This window comes from Rahnella aquatilis CIP 78.65 = ATCC 33071, assembly GCF_000241955.1.
GTDB classification, from domain to species: domain Bacteria; phylum Pseudomonadota; class Gammaproteobacteria; order Enterobacterales; family Enterobacteriaceae; genus Rahnella; species Rahnella aquatilis.
This window is the reverse complement of the sequence record NC_016818.1, coordinates 838,858-856,544: the sequence shown is the minus strand read 5'-3', so window position 1 is coordinate 856,544 and position 17,687 is coordinate 838,858. Positions and strand designations below refer to the sequence as shown.

At 52.6% G+C, this 17,687-nt stretch carries 17 protein-coding genes and 1 pseudogene; 9 read left to right on the top strand and 9 right to left on the bottom strand.

Going from position 1 to position 17,687, the window contains the following annotated elements; translation table 11 throughout:
- Positions 1 to 47: 47 nt before the first annotated feature.
- Positions 48 to 578: a class IV adenylate cyclase gene (locus RAHAQ2_RS03920; RefSeq protein ID WP_015695995.1), complete on the bottom strand. Its 531-nt coding sequence runs from the start codon at positions 576 to 578 to the stop codon at positions 48 to 50.
- Positions 579 to 779: 201 nt separating this feature from the next.
- Between RAHAQ2_RS03920 and RAHAQ2_RS03915 the strand changes: the two genes are divergently transcribed.
- Positions 780 to 1,220: a DUF1198 domain-containing protein gene (locus tag RAHAQ2_RS03915; protein ID WP_013574104.1), complete on the top strand. Its 441-nt coding sequence runs from the start codon at positions 780 to 782 to the stop codon at positions 1,218 to 1,220.
- Between the two features lie 57 nt (positions 1,221 to 1,277).
- Here RAHAQ2_RS03915 and RAHAQ2_RS03910 read toward each other — a convergent pair whose 3' ends face one another.
- Positions 1,278 to 1,613 carry a DUF2002 family protein gene (locus RAHAQ2_RS03910; protein ID WP_015695994.1) on the bottom strand — a complete coding sequence of 112 codons (336 nt, stop codon included), beginning with the start codon at positions 1,611 to 1,613 and terminating at the stop codon, positions 1,278 to 1,280.
- A gap of 126 nt (positions 1,614 to 1,739) precedes the next feature.
- Complete coding sequence (locus RAHAQ2_RS03905; protein ID WP_015695993.1) at positions 1,740 to 2,936, bottom strand: MFS transporter; 1,197 nt, start codon at positions 2,934 to 2,936, stop codon at positions 1,740 to 1,742.
- Between the two features lie 274 nt (positions 2,937 to 3,210).
- Here RAHAQ2_RS03905 and RAHAQ2_RS03900 point away from each other — a divergent pair, with 274 nt between their 5' ends.
- Positions 3,211 to 3,516, top strand: a complete 306-nt coding sequence (locus RAHAQ2_RS03900) for an ElaB/YgaM/YqjD family protein (protein WP_015695992.1) — start codon at positions 3,211 to 3,213, stop codon at positions 3,514 to 3,516.
- Positions 3,517 to 3,667: 151 nt separating this feature from the next.
- Here RAHAQ2_RS03900 and mngB read toward each other — a convergent pair whose 3' ends face one another.
- A complete protein-coding gene (gene mngB, locus RAHAQ2_RS03895; RefSeq protein WP_015695991.1) occupies positions 3,668 to 6,295 on the bottom strand; it encodes a mannosylglycerate hydrolase in 2,628 nt (875 codons plus the stop codon).
- 50 nt (positions 6,296 to 6,345) lie between these two features.
- Positions 6,346 to 8,199, bottom strand: a complete 1,854-nt coding sequence (locus RAHAQ2_RS03890; RefSeq protein WP_015695990.1) for a fructose PTS transporter subunit IIA — start codon at positions 8,197 to 8,199, stop codon at positions 6,346 to 6,348.
- 188 nt (positions 8,200 to 8,387) lie between these two features.
- Between RAHAQ2_RS03890 and RAHAQ2_RS03885 the strand changes: the two genes are divergently transcribed.
- Positions 8,388 to 9,107: a GntR family transcriptional regulator gene (locus RAHAQ2_RS03885; protein ID WP_015695989.1), complete on the top strand. Its 720-nt coding sequence runs from the start codon at positions 8,388 to 8,390 to the stop codon at positions 9,105 to 9,107.
- Here RAHAQ2_RS03885 and RAHAQ2_RS03880 read toward each other — a convergent pair whose 3' ends face one another.
- Positions 9,108 to 9,323, bottom strand: a complete 216-nt coding sequence (locus RAHAQ2_RS03880; protein WP_037040522.1) for a hypothetical protein — start codon at positions 9,321 to 9,323, stop codon at positions 9,108 to 9,110.
- Between the two features lie 17 nt (positions 9,324 to 9,340).
- On the opposite strand from RAHAQ2_RS03880, the pseudogene RAHAQ2_RS25905 reads away from it, so the two are divergent.
- The 6 genes and pseudogenes from RAHAQ2_RS25905 to mgrA all read left to right on the top strand — a co-directional run.
- Positions 9,341 to 9,505: pseudogene (locus tag RAHAQ2_RS25905) on the top strand (carboxymuconolactone decarboxylase family protein); the annotation flags it as partial.
- 260 nt (positions 9,506 to 9,765) lie between these two features.
- The gene (gene nrdH, locus RAHAQ2_RS03870) at positions 9,766 to 10,005 is read left to right on the top strand and encodes a glutaredoxin-like protein NrdH (RefSeq protein WP_015695988.1); all 240 of its coding nucleotides are present in this window, start codon (positions 9,766 to 9,768) and stop codon (positions 10,003 to 10,005) included.
- Positions 10,006 to 10,015: 10 nt separating this feature from the next.
- Positions 10,016 to 10,420, top strand: coding sequence for a class Ib ribonucleoside-diphosphate reductase assembly flavoprotein NrdI (gene nrdI / locus RAHAQ2_RS03865; RefSeq protein WP_015695987.1), 405 nt, complete (start codon positions 10,016 to 10,018; stop codon positions 10,418 to 10,420).
- Positions 10,402 to 12,564, top strand: coding sequence for a class 1b ribonucleoside-diphosphate reductase subunit alpha (nrdE, locus tag RAHAQ2_RS03860; RefSeq protein ID WP_015695986.1), 2,163 nt, complete (start codon positions 10,402 to 10,404; stop codon positions 12,562 to 12,564). Before nrdI ends, nrdE begins: the two co-directional genes overlap by 19 nt.
- A gap of 21 nt (positions 12,565 to 12,585) precedes the next feature.
- Entirely contained in the window at positions 12,586 to 13,569 is a 984-nt protein-coding gene (nrdF, locus tag RAHAQ2_RS03855; RefSeq protein ID WP_015695985.1) for a class 1b ribonucleoside-diphosphate reductase subunit beta, read from the top strand.
- Between the two features lie 149 nt (positions 13,570 to 13,718).
- The gene (gene mgrA / locus RAHAQ2_RS03850) at positions 13,719 to 14,762 is read left to right on the top strand and encodes an L-glyceraldehyde 3-phosphate reductase (RefSeq protein WP_015695984.1); all 1,044 of its coding nucleotides are present in this window, start codon (positions 13,719 to 13,721) and stop codon (positions 14,760 to 14,762) included.
- A gap of 101 nt (positions 14,763 to 14,863) precedes the next feature.
- On the opposite strand, the gene RAHAQ2_RS03845 is transcribed toward mgrA, so the two are convergent.
- From RAHAQ2_RS03845 to RAHAQ2_RS03835, 3 genes are all read right to left on the bottom strand, one after another.
- Entirely contained in the window at positions 14,864 to 15,415 is a 552-nt protein-coding gene (locus tag RAHAQ2_RS03845; RefSeq protein ID WP_015695983.1) for an OmpH family outer membrane protein, read from the bottom strand.
- Positions 15,416 to 15,576: 161 nt separating this feature from the next.
- Complete coding sequence (locus RAHAQ2_RS03840) at positions 15,577 to 16,137, bottom strand: NlpC/P60 family protein (protein ID WP_015695982.1); 561 nt, start codon at positions 16,135 to 16,137, stop codon at positions 15,577 to 15,579.
- A gap of 193 nt (positions 16,138 to 16,330) precedes the next feature.
- Positions 16,331 to 17,686: a 2-hydroxycarboxylate transporter family protein gene (locus tag RAHAQ2_RS03835; protein ID WP_015695981.1), complete on the bottom strand. Its 1,356-nt coding sequence runs from the start codon at positions 17,684 to 17,686 to the stop codon at positions 16,331 to 16,333.
- Position 17,687 lies beyond the last annotated feature (1 nt).

The window sequence follows — 17,687 nt, the reverse complement described above, 5'->3', positions numbered from 1 at the left end:
TTTCAACATATTACCGCCTTCCTGATATGAAGGCGGTGATGGTGAATTTAATCGTGAAGGTGTTTGCCTTTCGCATTCAGCAAATCCACATACGCCTGATCCACCAGTTCCTGGCGGTCAATCCCCAGCCGTTCCAGTAAATCTTCTGCAATGGCAATACCTTGCTCCTGCGTTTCATCATCAGCGAGCACGACTTCGAATTCCAGATAATCGCCCAGTCCTTTTACCCTGTCGAGATGCAGGCGGGTTCGTCCGGTCATAAAAAGGGTGCGCTGTTTGATGACCCGTCCGGCAGCGCCATAGGCCAGCGTCAGGGTTTCGCGCAGACTGTCAGGATCATGCGTTTCTGAAAGCGTGTAGAAACTGGTTTTCGGACCCGCCTTGTCAGGACGCTGATAGAAAATCAACTCGCCGCGGTCGGGTGCTAATGTGCGTAATTTCAGGCGTCCGTGCGGACACACGAAAAAGGTGTCGTCCTGCTCAATGATGTCCGGCAATCCATCAGAAAGCAGCGCAATTTTTTCATACAGTGCGGAAAAATCATCAATCCGGGCTTTGATCTCAATGTTTCTGGCCATCTTTCACTCCTTAAAAGTTCATGTGTTTTTACACGGAATTAATCAATATCCCATGACCCTACAATGACATTCTGCTCAGCGGGCGCAAATTCTTTGTCACTCCTTCACGTATTTCCCCTGATTAGCAGATAAACTCGCAGCATCGGGTGTTGCATGCACCTTTCACATCACGCCAGAAAAGGCCGGAGGCCAGAGTCCAGAATGATATGGATTATGCTTGCTGCAATTGTTGTGGTTTTTATTGTGGGTTATTGGTTTATGACAGCAGATACCCGTAAAGCGAATGATTCTCTCGCCAGTCTGTTGAAAATAAAGCCGGTTTATATCGATTCCATGTTGCTGGAAATGGGCAAACGTCAGAGCCAGATGTTTATCCGCTCAATCAGCGGTGGCTATGCTGAAGAAATCCGCAAAGCTGCTTATGTTGTTTTTATTTATCAGACGTTTATTAAAGATCCTTCGGAAGAGAATATCGTCCGCTGGCGAAACATTTTAGTGCGCGCGCATCTGCCGCCACAGTTAAGCAGCGAACACGCCGAGCTGGCGCTGTTCTATTTTGCCGAACTGGATATCGAACCCTTCGAGCTGGCGCAGTTTCGCCGCGACTACAACGAAACCTATAATCAAATCCATCTGGTTTAACGTAAAAAAGCCACTGAATTCAGTGGCTTTTTCGCATCACCCTGCAACGTCGCCGGATTACCTGAAAACGTTGTCCAGATAACTGGCCAGGATCTGGCGTGAACTGAAACCATGGCAAATGCCATAGTAAGTTTCATTGTCGCTGGAGACATCCAGCGGGAAATTCTTGTAAGCTTCACTGCTGCGAAACGATGCTGTAGGTTCAGCAAAACGCTCACTGCGCTCTTTCAGCGCCGGGTGTATTACCAGGGCAGTCCGGCCAAACCGCGCTTCCCGGTTTACATACACATAGTGCTCGCCCCGGCGGTAACCGTAGGCTTTATCATCAATAAAATCACGTTCAAACCCTGAGTTTTCTAAAACACGTGCCACTTCATCTGGCCGTAAATACATGGTTGCTCCTCGCTTCTTTAACCGCAAGGCGACCTTACCGCAATAACTCTGCCAGACAATGCGTTTATCCCAAATTTTGGCGTATTTAGGATTTATCTAAACGCATTCCCCCTGCCATTGAAAGGGCTATTCCGCAGGAGATTGCCGCGACGTCGTAACCCATAATCTGAGGGTCAGCAGCCAGGCAATCACCACCATAAATGCCGCTGCCAGATAAATAGACGGCGTTCCAAAATGGGAAATAATCAGCCCGGCTACCGGCCCGGTAATGCCGAGCCCCAGATCGAGAAAGGCGGAATATAGCCCCAGTGCCGTGCCCTGATTTTGCGGCGGCACCTGTTTTACCGCTTCCACGCCCAGCGCCGGGAAAATCAGCGAGAAACCTGAACCGGTAAGAAAGGCGCCCAGTTGCACCGATAACGGATCGTGCCCCAGCCAGATCATCAGTAAGCCCGCAACTTCCAACACAAAGGAGACCAGTGAGACCCGCAGGCCACCGAACCGGTTAATCATGTTGCCAAATATAAGGCGTGCACCGACAAATCCGAGGCTGAATAAGGTGAGCGTAAAGGCCGCCCCGCTCCAGCCTTTATCGGCGTAGTAAAGGGTAATAAAGGTGGCGATAACGCCAAAGCCGATGGTGCCGAACCCCAGCCCGAGTCCATACAACCAGATGCGCCCGACCACCGCTTTGAAGGCAATACGTTTACCGGCGGTGACAGAAATCGCGGCTTTCATGCAGGCCAGTATCGCGGCAAATGCGGCGGCTACCATAATTAACACCGCCACGCCCATCAGCCCGTAACCGTGATTAAGCAGTACCCCGAGCGGCGCGCCGACCGCCATCGCGCCATACGTCGCCACGCCGTTCCATGAAATCACCCGCGCCGTGTGTTTTGCGCCGACCGCGCCGATCCCCCACAGCGTGGTCCCGGTGCTGCCGAAGCTTTCACCGACCCCCAGAAAAACGCGGCCGATGCACAGCAGCAGCAAACTCGCCAGCGGAATGGCGGAGAGCAGATACGCCAGCACGTAAAAGACCCCGCTGAACCCGCAGCAAATCAGGCCAAAAATGACCACCCGTTTTGGGCCAAGGAGATCGGCATATCGCCCGGCGTGCGGACGGCTGATGAGCGTAGAGAAATACTGAACACTGATCACCAGCCCCGCCAGCACGGAGTTGTATCCCAGCGTGTTATGCACAAATCCCGGCAGCACCGCGAGCGGCAAACCAATGGTCAGATAGACAACGAAAGTGAACAGCATGAACGACAAAATGCGTTTATTGAGCAGAGCGTTAGAACGAAGCGTACTTAAAGACATGGGCGGACCCGAAAAATGAGATCACAGGGAGTGGAATACACAGTATAAACAGGTTTTTCCCTCAAAACGGGTTAAAAATGTTATGGGCTGTAACGCGAATTTTGTTTTGCAGAAAAATCTGATCTGTATCACGCCAGCCCGCGCCGCACCTGACTTTGTGACGCAGTGACATGGCCTGAAAAGCCCCGAAATCACAGACCTTTGTCCTTAAAGAACCATCCGGTACAACATTATGGTCTATGCTTATGATAACAGTCACACAAGGAGAGACGGAATGTTTAACAGAAAAGATAAAATTGAAAAAAATGTCGATCAGGACGTCACCCTGCTGGCAGACACGCTGGATGAAGTGCTTCAGTCTGCAGGTGATAAATCCAGGGATGAATTGGATAAAATCCGCAGTAAAGCACAGGGTGTTCTGCGTGAAACCCGTGCTCGTTTCAACAGCGAAAAATTGAGTCAGCAGGCGCGTGAAGCGGCGGCTACAGCCAATGATTATGTGAAAGATAATCCGTGGTACGGCGTCGGTGCAGGTGCGGCAATCGGTATTGTTATCGGTGTTCTGTTGGGACGCCGCTAACGTAAAGAGGCAATTTGTGATGTTTCACTCCTGTGTCGGGAATATGGCTTAAAAAGCTGAAACATCCGCGTGGCTCCCTCATTGCCGCGCAGTTGCTAAAAAGACGACGGAGCCTTCGGGCTCCGTTTTCTATTTTTGCAACCCGTTAACGTTAAAAATGAATGCGAAAACTCTTTGACTGGCTGGGTTTAAATGTCCCCAGGTCACCTTTTTTATGGTGAGAAGAGGCCTGCGTTTCATCCATGCGGACTTCCTGCCATTCGGCCACAGTGACATTAATCTGCAAATTATCCTGCGTGCTTTGCGTTTCCGAGGGGTTATAAACCCGCACAATCAGCGCCTCTTCATCTTCGGCTTTTTTCAGGGCGCTTAACACCGTACCCGATATGCATTTGTGCATCAGGCTGAAACGCGACGGGGTTTTGTTTTTCGTCAGATTCAGCTTCATCGCGTCATACGGCATTTTGTTGTAGGTGCGCACCGGCGTCAGATAATCCCGCGCATGTTGCATGGCATTTGCCTGAACAGGATCGCCGCTGAAACCGAACAGGGCGAAACGGTAAACCTGTTTGCCTGCCATCTGCGAATCCGGCGTCGGCATTTTGATGCCGGAAGGACGTCCAGGACGCAGCAACAGATTTTCCTTACCCAAAACACCGACGGCGCGAAACAGCGTCAGGGCGAAGGTATTATAGGATTCGCCGACCACCTCAAACTCACGCAACCCTTCGGTAAACAGCGCCAGCCCATGATTGCCGTCCTGTAATGCCGCGAAATTCATTAGCTGCCATACCGGTACCGGCGCTTCTTTCCAGCTTTCTGCTTCCCAGTTGTCCATCGCCGCATCATTTACCGGGCGGGTAATACAACCAAACTGATTGTCGGCTACCACTGTCTGGCTGGCAAACGGCGTCGGGATCAGTACCCGCAACCGGTGATCTTCCGCGCGGTTTTCCAGCGCCAGTTCGATTTCAATCCGGCGGCTGTTTTTCGCCAGCGTCACGTTGATCGTTACAGGCATTTCACAGCTGAGCGTCCGCGCAGCGCGATCTTCCAGCGTGCGGGGGAGCGGCATGTTCAGCGAAATGGTCGCCGTGCTTTGCCACGGCTGATGCTGATAACTCACCTCAGCCGTCAGGCTGCCCGAGGTGAGCACCCATTCCTCACGCGCCGGAGAATAGTCATATTCATCGCCATCGTCAGAGCCGTTTTCCAGTTCCAGTACCTGCTGATAACGGTGGAAAGTCTGTTTATCCAGAATATCCAGCGTACCGTTCGGGTTAACCGTCACGCGGTAATAATCGTTTTCCAGCGTCTCTTCGCCCTGCGGCGCGGGCTGCAAAATGCCCGGCTGATGCGGCGTAACGTTCAGGGTGACGTAGCCCATCGCGGGCAGCGTGGCGCAAAGCTGGATGTCGTATTCCATAAAGGGTTCGTAATTGCCGTAATGCACAATCTGCCTGTCCACCAGCCCCGGATCGATTTCCCGCGCTTCGCGGATGAAATAAGGCACCGTACTGCCCTGCCCGTCAGTCAGGCTGAAAGAGGACGCCCGTATCCGCACGGTGGTATTGACCGTTTCCTGCCGCGGATACAGCGAGAAGTTGAACAGCGCCAGCCGGTCAGCGGTGTGACCGTCGGGTTGCAGGTTGTCGATGATTTTACGCATCGTGAACTGAATGAGGTTTTCGGCCATGTCGTCAGCGAGAATAAAGCGCGACATAATTTCCTGATGAACCTTGTCGCTGCAACAACAGCCGATGCTGTCGTGCGCGTGGTTCTTCATGATTTCCTTCCACATTTTTTCGATCAGACCGTGATGGTAATCAAAACCCAAGCGCCAGGCGATGGAACACAAGGGTTCGAGCACATTGACGATTTTGTTCTCAATCGCTGCGTTGGCTTGTTTGATGTCCATACGGGTCGAGGAAATGGTGCGGTGAACGCGCATGTATTTGCCATCGTTAAATTCCCCCCGCAACAACGCCAGTTGCGGTTTGATGGCATCGATGCGTTCAAAAATTTCTTCAAAACGGCTCAGCTGGAAACTGCGCTGCGGGTAAATCCGCCGCAGCATCTCCATGATGGTAAAGATATTTTGCTGCAGCGGCATCTGATCATGACCGTTAGGCAGCAGAATATCGCCGGTCAGCGACGCCGCTTCCAGCACCGGCAAATACTTATCCAGCCGTTCGCGCAGCGCCTTTTCATCCTCGGGTAAATATTTGCCGATGGCATAACCCAGCGGTAGCACCTGCACGGTGACTTCGCTGCCGTCGTTACTCTGCCAGCGGAATTCGGTTTTATCCGTGCCGTGGCGTTCCGAGCAGCCGCGCCAGAACATGGCATGTTGCAGGCCAAACCCGTTAAAGATATGTGGAAGCTGAGAAGACATGCTGAAGGAATCCGGCAGATAGCCGATTTTCATGGGCTCACCAAACTCGCGGCAGTCGCGCATACCATAAAGCAGATTACGCAGGATGGATTCGCCACTGACCACCATCGTGTCGGTCTGCGTATACCACGGGCCGATAATCAGCTTTCCGGCTTCGACCAGCGCTTTCACACGCGGACGGTTTTCCGGGCAGACGGCAAAATAATCTTCGAGGATCGCCGTTTGTCCGTCCATGACGTAAAACGGATAGTCAGCGTCATTTTCCAGACGATCGAGGATCTCCGCCATGTTATTAACCAGCAGGATCCGCGAGGCTTCCGTCGTGAAATACCATTCGCGATCCCAGTGCATATGCGGGGTCAGATGAACGCGGGAAACAGTCATAAAATCATTCCTTTCAAGCCCTGCAGGGCATAATGTGAATTAACCCAAAATTAAGAAGAAGGGATGTCGCCGGTGAAATGTCCCTGTCGTACCGCGTAGCCGCGCCAGCTCAGCAGAACCAGCGTGGAGATCACCGTGCCCGCCAGCGCGGCGCCCAGCCAGATAGCTGCCGACAGCCAGCCACCCCATCCGCCGTCATGCAGCAGGAACATGGAGAAAATGCCCGCGCCCGGCGTGGAAAGGCCGATCCCCGAAGCCCCGACGATCGCGCCAGTCACTACCGACCCTGCCAGGAAGGAGCCAATGACACGCAGCGGATCTTCAATCGCCATCGGGATCGCGCCCTCGGTGATCCCCGCCAGGCCGAGCAGCCAGGTGGACTTTCCGGTTTCGATTTCAAAAGATTTAAACAGGTGGGGTGCCAGTAGGGTTGACGCGGTCACGGTAAATGCCGAGACCATTTTGGTCGCACCGAAAATGGCGTAAGGGCCGTAAACGCCGTTTGCCATCGCGCCGAGTACCATCGCGTTACTGCCGGATAATCCGTTCAGCCACGCGGTCAGGCTGCTGTTGAGCCACGCCACCGGTTCGCCGATCACAAATAACATGATGCTGCCGGTCGCCAGCGTGCCGAGCACCGGATAGAGGTAAAACATCAGGAAGCCGTTGAAGCTGGCGCGCAGGCGGACATGTTTTTTCATCCAGCGCATGACATAACCGGCAATCAGGCCACCCGCAACACCACCGAGAAAACCTGCACCGATCATGTTGGCGCACAGTCCGGCGGCAAATCCCGGCGTCAGCGCCGGTTTGTCTGCCAGCGAATACGCCGTGTAAGCCGACAGCACCGGTACCATCAGAATGCCTAACATGCCGCCGCCGAGCTGACGGTACATCCACAGCCATGACGCTTTCTGCGCGTACAGTTCCTGCCAGCCAAACAGTTGCGCGATCAGCACGGTCACCGCCAGCAACGAGCCACCGGCGACAATCAGCGGAACCGCAAAGGAAATCCCGCTCAGCAACGCCTGTTTTAAATCTGCTTTTATGCTGGTTTTCTGCGGATTAACCGGCGCTGAAGCCACGGTTTCACCGGGCTGACGCCGTATCGCCAGCGCCTGTTGCAGCACCGCTTCGGCGTGGCGGATCGGTTCCGCCACCGGCACCTGAACGCAGGGGATCCCGTCAAAACGCTGGCTGTCTTTGATTGCCACTTCAGCGGCAAAAACGCAGGCAACGGCGCGATCACATTGCGCGGCAGTGATCGCATTCTCAATGCCGTTAGCGCCCTGCTTTTCCACATCAATGTGGATACCTAATTTTTTCGCCGCTTTTTCCAGGTATTCCGCTGCCATGTAAGTGTGCGCGATGCCTGCCGGACAGGCGGTAACACACACCACCCGCGGCGCATCGTCAGGCAGAATCTGCGGATGCGGCGTTTCCGTCGCTGGCTCTGCGCCCAGTAGCGCCAGCACCTCCTGCACGTGTCGCGCCACCATCAACGCCGCACGGGTGTCATCATCCACCAGCCGCGTGGTCAGTGCCGTCAGCAGTTCCATGTGAGTCGAACCCGCCTCCGCTTCGGGGATCGCCAGCAGGAAGATCATATTTACCGGCTCCTCGCCATCTACGCCCTGCCAGGGCAGCGGATTTTCCAGCGTTGCCAGCGCAAACGCCGCGCGCCGGACGCTGGCCGATTTGCCGTGCGGTACCGCCAGTCCTTCACCCAGCGCGGTCGGGCCTTCGTTTTCACGTTCCGTCACCGCCTGCAAAAAATCCTTTGCGTTATCAAGGATCCCCTGCTGATCGAGTTGCTGAACAAGAAAAGCGATCGCCCGTTCACGGCTGGAAAAATGGCTATTAAGATGTATCAGTTCGGGTGAGGTCAGTAATGTCAGATCCATAAAGTTGTCCTGTCTGAATCGATGAAAAAACAATATTTGTATTATTGTTGTATTGTATTTGTATTACACATCAAATCAGCAAGAGATGAATGTGATCCGGATAGAAGATCTTTCGTTGGGTTGTATTGTTTTTGCAGAGTCTGCGAACTGCTACACTCGTCAAAAAGTGCCAGACAGGAATCTGAAACGTGAGTAATCAGCCGCTTTACCGCCAGATCGCTTCGCAGATCCGCGATCAGATCCAGCGCGGAGAAATCAAAACAGGCGATGCGCTGCCGACAGAATTGCGTCTGCGCGAGCAGTTTGGCGTCAGTCGTGTGACGGTACGGCAGGCGATTAAGCTGCTGGTCGAACAGGATGTGCTGGAAAGTGTGCAGGGCAGCGGGACTTACGTGAAGGAAGCGAAGGTCAATTACGATATTTATCAGCTGACCAGCTTTGATGAGAAGTTACAGCCTCTGGACAGGCCCTCGCACAGTGAGGTTCTGGCGTTCTCCATTGTGAAACCGCCGATCGGTATCGCCGAAGCGCTGGCATTGGCTGAACAGGCGCGGGTGTATTACATCAAGCGCCTGCGCTATATCGCCAGCAAACCTGTGACGCTGGAAGAAACCTGGATGCCGCTGGACTTGTTCCCTGACCTGACTTACGAGGTGATGCAGGGTTCGAAATATGCCTGGATGGAGCAGACCAAACATCTGGTGATTGACCGCAGCGAGCAGGAAGTTATCCCGCTGATGCCGACCAAAGAGATGGTGTCGCTGCTGGGCGTGGCCGCAGATCAGCCGATTTTGCAGAAAATCTCGAAGGGTTTTCTGGCGGACGGCACGGTGTTTGAATTCAGCCGTAATACCTTCCGCACGGATGATTATAAATTCACACTGGTCGCCAGACGAATGCCGCACTGATCAGCGGCTGTCAGCCACCACCTGCGCCAGCCGCTGCACCAGTTCGTCCGCCTGCGCCTGCGAGCTGATATTCACAAACCCCATCAGCAGGCCGTTCGGACGTAACGCGTCGCCCCGTTCGCGGTGCTCAACCCGCCAGTCAGACAGCGCCTGCAGCCCGAGCTGGAAAGGAAGGGAAGAAACTGAAGGCAGCATCGGATTGATGGGCTTACGCACGGCGTCTTTCCTGACCGGCGCTGGCATGGGCAGAATCGCTGACGTTAGTGGCGGCAACCGGCGCACCGGACACTGCCTTTGAACCGCTGAAAGCGCAGTTCAACGACGTGGAAATCTCGGAACTGACCTTCGCCATCAGCCTGATGAATGCCTTTAACCGCCTCGCCGTCGGTATGCGTCAGTCATTTTTCTGTTGTTTTTTTGAACTGAAAAAAGTTTTCTCTCTCCAGCCCGCTCCCTGCGGGCTTTGCCGTTTTTGCAACAAGCAAAATTGGAAAATCTACATATTGTGTGGTTGAAAATTTAAATCACCACATCTAGTATTCAAAGCATCGGGACGCCACGATGGCACCGACTCTCGCGTCTTTCCCCCGGCTCAATCAGCCGCACAGCGGGAAGGCAAAAATTGTCTCTGATTTCTTACTAAATGGAAATACGAATCATGAGCATTATTATTTACAGCAAACCCGACTGTGTCCAGTGCAACGCGACTTACCGTGCATTAGATAAACAAGGCATCGCTTATCAGGTTGTGGATTTGACTCAGGATGAGCAGGCGCTCGGCCAGGTTCGTGCCATGGGTTATCAGCAGGTACCGGTGATTGTGGCCGGTGACGACCACTGGTCTGGTTTCCGTCCGGACAAAATTTCCGCCCTGCGCCAGTTGCAAACTGCCTTCTGAGGCCCGGCTGATGCATCCGTTAGTGTATTTCTCCAGTTCGTCGGAAAACACTCATCGTTTTGTCGGCAAGCTTGATTTGCCAGCAATCCGTATTCCGATCGGCGGAGCAGGCGCAAAGCTGCGTATGGACGAACCCTATATTTTGCTGGTGCCAAGCTACGGCGGTGGATCAGCAACAGGGGCGGTGCCCACGCAGGTGATCCGTTTCCTCAATGATGAACATAACCGTTCATTAATTCGCGGCGTGATTGCCGCAGGAAACACCAACTTCGGCGCAGCGTATTGTATTGCCGGCGATATTATTTCCCAGAAGTGTCAGGTCCCTTACCTGTACCGTTTTGAGTTGCTGGGAACGCCGGAAGACGTTGCAAAGGTCAGACAGGGAGTAACAGAATTTTGGCAGCGACAGAACTAGCAATTTCCGACCCCGGCACCCGCAGCCCGGACTATCACGCGCTTAACGCGATGCTGAATCTGTTCGACGCTAACGGCCAGATCCAGTTTGATAAAGACCGACTGGCGGCGCGCCATTACTTCCTGCAACACGTCAATCAGAACACGGTTTTCTTCCATAATCTGGCGGAGAAACTGCGTTATCTGGTGGAAGAAGGTTATTACGAAGCCGACGTGCTCAATCAGTATGAATTCGACGACATCAAGCGTCTGTTCAAACAGGCTTACGCCAAAAAATTCCGCTTCCAGACGTTTCTGGGCGCATTCAAGTATTACACCAGCTACACGCTGAAAACCTTCGACGGCAAACGCTACCTTGAGCGTTATGAAGATCGCGTGTGCATGGTGGCGATGACGCTGGCCCGTGGCGATATCCGGCTCGCAGGTCATTTTGTCGATGAGATCATTTCCGGCCGCTTCCAGCCTGCCACACCGACGTTCCTCAACTGCGGTAAAAAGCAGCGCGGCGAACTGGTGTCGTGTTTCCTGCTGCGCATTGAAGACAACATGGAATCCATCGGGCGCTCGGTGAACTCGGCGCTGCAACTTTCCAAACGCGGTGGCGGTGTGGCGTTTATGCTGACCAACATCCGCGAAGTGGGCGCGCCGATTAAGCGCATCGAAAACCAGTCTTCCGGCGTGATCCCGATTATGAAAATGCTGGAAGATGCCTTTTCTTACGCCAATCAGCTCGGCGCACGTCAGGGCGCGGGAGCGGTCTACCTGAACGCCCATCACCCGGATATTTTGCGTTTCCTTGATACCAAACGCGAAAACGCTGACGAAAAAATCCGTATAAAAACGCTGTCGCTGGGCGTGGTCATTCCGGATATCACTTTCGAGCTGGCAAAGAATAACGAAGATATGTACCTGTTCTCGCCCTATCACGTCGAGAAAGTGTATGGCGTACCGATGTCAGAAATCAGTATCAGCGAGAAGTACCGCGAGATGGTGAATGACAAGCGCATTCATAAAAGCAAAATCAACGCGCGTGAATTTTTTCAGGTACTGGCAGAAATTCAGTTCGAATCCGGCTACCCGTACATGATGTTTGAAGACACGGTCAACCGCGCCAATCCGATCAAAGGTCGCATCAATATGAGCAATCTGTGTTCGGAGATTTTGCAGGTGAATTCGCCGACGATCTACGGCGAAGACCTGTCTTATCAGCACATTGGCAAAGATATTTCCTGTAATCTCGGTTCGCTGAATATCGCTTCGGCGATGGATTCGCCGGATTTCGGCAATACTGTCGAAATGGCGGTGCGTGCGCTGACGGCGGTGTCCGACATGAGCCACATCCGTTCAGTGCCATCTATTGATCAGGGTAATCAGGATTCGCACGCCATCGGCCTCGGCCAGATGAATTTGCACGGTTATCTGTGCCGCGAGCGTATTTACTACGGCTCGGAAGAGGGTCTGGATTTCACCAATATCTATTTCTGCACCGTGGCTTACCACGCGATCCGCGCCTCGAACCAGATCGCCATCGAACGCCAGCAGTCATTTAAAGGGTTCAAAGATTCGACTTACGCCAGTGGCACGTATTTCGACAAATATGTCGATGATGCATTGGCCGCGAAATGGCAGCCGAAAACCGATCGTGTGCGCGAACTGTTTGCTGACGCCGGAATAGCCATTCCGACCACCGCAGACTGGGCGGCGCTGAAAGCCTCGGTGATGCAGCATGGCCTGTATAATCAGAATTTACAGGCGGTGCCGCCAACCGGTTCTATTTCTTACATCAATAATTCGACGTCGAGTATTCACCCGATCGTGTCCCGCGTGGAAATCCGTAAAGAGGGCAAGATTGGCCGTGTGTATTATCCGGCGGCGTTTATGACCAACGACAATCTGGATTACTACCAGGATGCCTATGAAATCGGCCCGGAAAAAATCATTGATACCTACGCCGAAGCCACACAGCACGTCGATCAGGGGCTGTCGCTGACGCTGTTCTTCCGCGATACCGCCACCACGCGTGACATCAATAAAGCGCAGATTTACGCCTGGCGCAAAGGCATTAAAACCATTTATTACATCCGTCTGCGCCAGATGGCACTGGAAGGCACCGAAGTTCAGGGCTGCGTTTCCTGCACGCTGTAACCGACTGAAAGGATTTAAAAGATGAGCGCAGTAAAACAATTGTTAGTGCAACAGCCGGTCAGTAAAGCCATTAACTGGAACAAAATCCAGGACGATAAAGATCTGGAAGTGTGGAACCGCCTGACGTCGAACTTCTGGTTGCCGGAAAAGGTGCCGTTGTCGAACGATATTCCGTCCTGGGCGACGCTCAGCGCACAAGAGAAACAGCTGACGATCCGCGTATTTACTGGCCTGACGCTGCTGGATACCGTGCAAAACGTCGTCGGCGCACCCACGCTGATGAAAGATGCGGTAACGCCACACGAAGAAGCGGTTTACTCGAATATCTGCTTTATGGAAGCGGTCCATGCGCGTTCTTACAGCTCGATTTTCTCGACGCTTTGCGCCACCGTTGACGTGGATGAAGCCTACCGCTGGAGTGAGGAAAACGTCGCGCTGCAAAATAAAGCCGCGATCATTTTGTCCTATTACGACGGCGAAGATCCGCTGATGAAGAAAGTCGCCAGCGTGTTCCTCGAATCGTTCCTGTTCTACTCCGGCTTCTACCTGCCGATGTACTGGTCGAGCCGCGCCAGGCTGACTAATACCGCCGATTTGATCCGTCTGATCATCCGTGATGAAGCGGTTCATGGTTACTACATCGGCTATAAATTCCAGAAAGCGCTGGCGCTGGAAAGCGAAGAGCGCCAGCGTCAGATCAAGGAGCAGGCATTTGATCTGATTCAGGACTTGTACGACAACGAGATCCGCTACACCGAAGAACTGTACGACGGCGTAGGCTGGAGCGAAGACGTGAAGAAATTCCTGCACTACAACGCCAACAAAGCGCTGATGAATCTCGGCTACGAAGCCCTGTTCCCGGCCAGCATGGCCGACGTCAATCCGGCTATCCTGTCAGCATTGTCGCCAAATGCCGATGAAAACCATGATTTCTTCTCAGGATCCGGCTCTTCCTATGTGATCGGCAAAGCCGTCAACACCGAAGACGAGGACTGGGATTTCTGATTCTCCCCGAGAAGAGCAAGGTTTGCTTGTACTCCTTCCCCTTCGCAGGGGGAGGAGCTAAAACCCACTTTCTGATGTTGCCGTTATTTTTCACCGCGTTAGTATAGAAACAGTGTTTCAAAACCCTACGCTCAGAAAAAGGAAACATCATGACGCCCTATCAGGCTTCACCCTCCCGCTATGAAACCATGCAATTCCGTCGCTGCGGTCAGAGCGGTTTAAAACTCCCTGCACTTTCTCTCGGCCTGTGGCATAGCTTCGGCCATGTCAGTCAGCTGGAATCTCAGCGGGCATTGCTGCAAAAAGCCTTCGATTTAGGTATCACTCATTTTGATCTGGCGAATAACTACGGGCCGCCTCCGGGCTCTGCGGAAGAAAACTTTGGCCGTTTGCTGAAGCAGGATTTTGCGCCGTATCGCGATGAACTGATCATCTCCACCAAAGCCGGTTACGACATGTGGCCGGGGCCTTACGGTTCCGGTGGCTCGCGCAAATATCTGCTCGCCAGTCTGGATCAGAGCCTGCAACGCATGGGGCTGGATTATGTCGATATCTTCTATTCGCACCGGGTGGATGAAGAAACGCCGATGGAAGAAACGGCGGCGGCGCTGGCTTATGCGGTGCAAAGCGGTAAGGCGCTGTATGTCGGGATTTCTTCTTATTCGCCGGAACGTACGCGGATCATGGCGGAACTGTTACGCGAGCTGAAAGTGCCGCTGCTTATCCATCAGCCGTCCTACAATCTGCTGAACCGCTGGGTAGACAAGAGCGGTTTGCTGGATACGCTGGAGCAAAATGGCACAGGCTGTATTGCGTTTACGCCACTGGCGCAGGGGCTGCTGACCGGGAAATATCTCAACGGTATTCCGGACGGTTCGCGGATGCAGGTGGAAGGTAATAAAGTGCGTGGCCTGAATGCCAAAATGCTGTCAGAGGACAACCTGAACAGCCTGCGATTACTCAATGACATGGCACAACAGCGCGGACAGACCATGGCGCAGATGGCGCTGAGCTGGCTGCTGAAAGACGATCGCGTGACGTCGGTGCTGATTGGGGCGAGTCGTCCGGAGCAACTGGATGAAAACGTGAAAGCACTGGAGAATCTGCGCTTCACCGCTGAAGAGCTGACGGCGATTGATAAGCATGTGGCAGATGGTCAGCTGAATCTTTGGCAGGCTTCGTCAGATAAGTAGTTTTATAGAGATCAGCATTCTGAATTAACGCTACATTAAAACGTTAATTCAGATACTGAGAAGGTGTTAAATGAATACGGGTAAAGCAAATAACAGGGAAATTATTTTTTGGCTTCTGGGGTTTTAGCCGCCGGTTGTGGTGCCATTTTCGGCGTTAATTTAGGCAATTCGCCAAAAGTTACTTTTTCAGTCTTCAGCTGAGCCGCCAGTTCTGTACTGATATCCAGATCTTTCGCATAACTTACCGTCGTTTGGACAGGCAAGATTGCTCCAATCTTGTGAGCAACCCGGTATTGTTCCGCCGACTTTTTAATCTGATCTGCAACAACCTGACGCGCCGCTTGCATCTGTACCTGCCATTGGGCATTCAGAGCTTTAGTATCAGCCTGACGAACCTGTGCTGCCTTTTCCGGCGTCATGGTTTTATAGATTTCTTCCGCTTGTTTAGCCGTACCCTGAAGGCTCTTATAAACAGCTTCGAGATGCGTTTTTTGTTGGGCGGCAAGACCTGATTCATTGACGACTTGTTCAATATTTACGAATTTCACTTCTTTATCCCCGACAGTTTTCGAATCACATCCGGAGAGCAATCCCCCGGCAAGAATAACCAACGCAAGCGTTTTGGTGATACGGCGATTAATAACTGAATGCATAAAAAACCTAACCTGAAATATTATTTTAAATAAAAAATGAAAAACGATTATCCACAACTAATAACAATCTTTCTAATTAATAATGACTAAAGCATTCGTTAATCGGAAATATAATTCTGCAAATTCATAACATTAAAAAAATTTATTAAAACGTCGACTGATCAACTGATGAATGTCAGGCGGCGTGCTGTTTCGTAATGATCAACCCAATACTGATTATCCAGTGATGAAATAGTAACGCCTTCAATTTTCGAGGCATGAATGAACTGATGATCCCCGACATACACGCCGACATGACGATCGCCCGGCGACGTTTTGAAAAACACTAAATCTCCCGGTTTCAGGTTATTTTTACTCACCTTTCTGCCGTTCCTGATTTGCTGAAAGGTGGTTCTTGGCAGACGTGTTTGCAGAGAATCCCTGAAGAGATGCTGCATCAGCGCCGAGCAATCGACGCCTTTGTGTGTGGTTCCGCCCCAGCGGTAATGTGTCCCTTTCCAGCGTGGATATTCAGCCAGCAGGGCGCTTTTAATATTTTCTGAGTTGCCCGCATTGACCGCAGTCACGGGGGATCCTTTTTCATTAAAAAGTTCGCCATGAAAAAATTTATAGCTGTCCATAGACTCAAATTCTTTTGGCATATCAAAAGCAAAGGACTGGATGCTAAACAAACCGGTAACGAGAAGTAGTAAAGCAGAAACAAGCGATTTAATACGGAACATGCGTGGATTCTTTGGTCAAAAAATAGTGCTCTTCCTTACGTGGGAACCTGCTCACGGGGCGGGTGACTCGTCTCTGAGTGCGCAAATAATAACCGCTGAACAATAAATAAGCAGGTTGAATTGAGTCCAAAATTGGACTGGGGATTTTTTCTCAGGACCCCCCCCCCTCAGGCTGAAGGGGTGGGTGAAGATGTTATGAGAAGAACTTCGCCAGAACAAACAGACCGACAGAAACGTTGATGGCACCGCCGATACGGGTAGCGATTTGCGCGAAAGGCATCAGCGTCATGCGGTTGCCGGATGTCAGAATCGCCACGTCGCCAGTGCCGCCCTGCCCGCTCTGGCAGCAGGAGACAATCGCCACATCGATAGGGTGCATACCAATTTTCTTACCCACATAAAAACCGGTGCCCACCAGCGCCATCACCGTGGTCACAATGACCAGCAGGTTCTGAAGGGTGAAAGCGTTGATCAGTTCCTGCCACGGCGTGATCGCTACACCCACCGCGAACAACACCGGATAAGTTACCGCCGTACGGAAGAATTTATACACCGTCATTGAACCGTGCTGGATGGTCGGCGAGACGCCGTTCGCCAGTTTCACCAGTACCGCCGCAAACAGCATGCCGACCGGCGCCGGCAGGCCGATCCATTTCTGACCCAGCATGCCGACCATGTACAGCAGGATCGCCAGCAGTGCCCCACAGGCCAGCGCGTTGACGCCCGGATTGCCCTCAAATTCATCGGTGCCACTGCCCATCTGGCCTTTTTTCGACGGCATGAGCTGGCCTTCGCCCGTCAGATGTGGATAACGTTTTCCAAGCTGGTTCAGTACGCCCGCCAGCACGATAGCCGTCAGACCGCCAAGCATCACAATCGGCAGAATGCGCCCAAGCGCCACGCCCTGCTCCATATGCAGAATGGTCGCGTAACCCATCGACAGCGGGATCGCACCTTCCCCTACACCGCCAGCCATGATCGGCAGGATCAGGAAGAAGAAGGTTTGCATTGGCGGTAAACCTAACACAGTGCCCATCGCCATACCGGCAATCATGCCGACCACTTCCCCGCACAGCATCGGTACGAAAATACGCATAAAGCCCTGGATCAGCACCTGACGGTTCATGCTCATAATGCTGCCGACAATAATGCAGCAGATATAAAGGTAGAGAATATTGGTGGATTTATAGAATTTGACTGTGGAATCAACAACAACATCCGGCAGCAGGCCGTAATGCACCATCGCCGAAGGAATAAAAGTGGCACAAATCGCCGCGGCCCCCAGTTTACCCACCACCGGTAAGCGTTTCCCGAATTCACCGCAGGCAAAACCAAAGAAGGCCAGCGTGGCGACCATCACCACGATATCACCCGGCAACTTGCCGTTCAGGCAGTCAAGCAGGATCAGCACCCCCGCCAGCAGGAAAAAGGGCAGCGGGATAATACCTATCTTGTAGTTATCCAGAATGTGCCACCATTTTTGTCTGGCTGAAAGGCCGGAGGTTTTCGTTTCTTTGACAGCGATGTAGGAATCGTCGGTTGTGCTCATG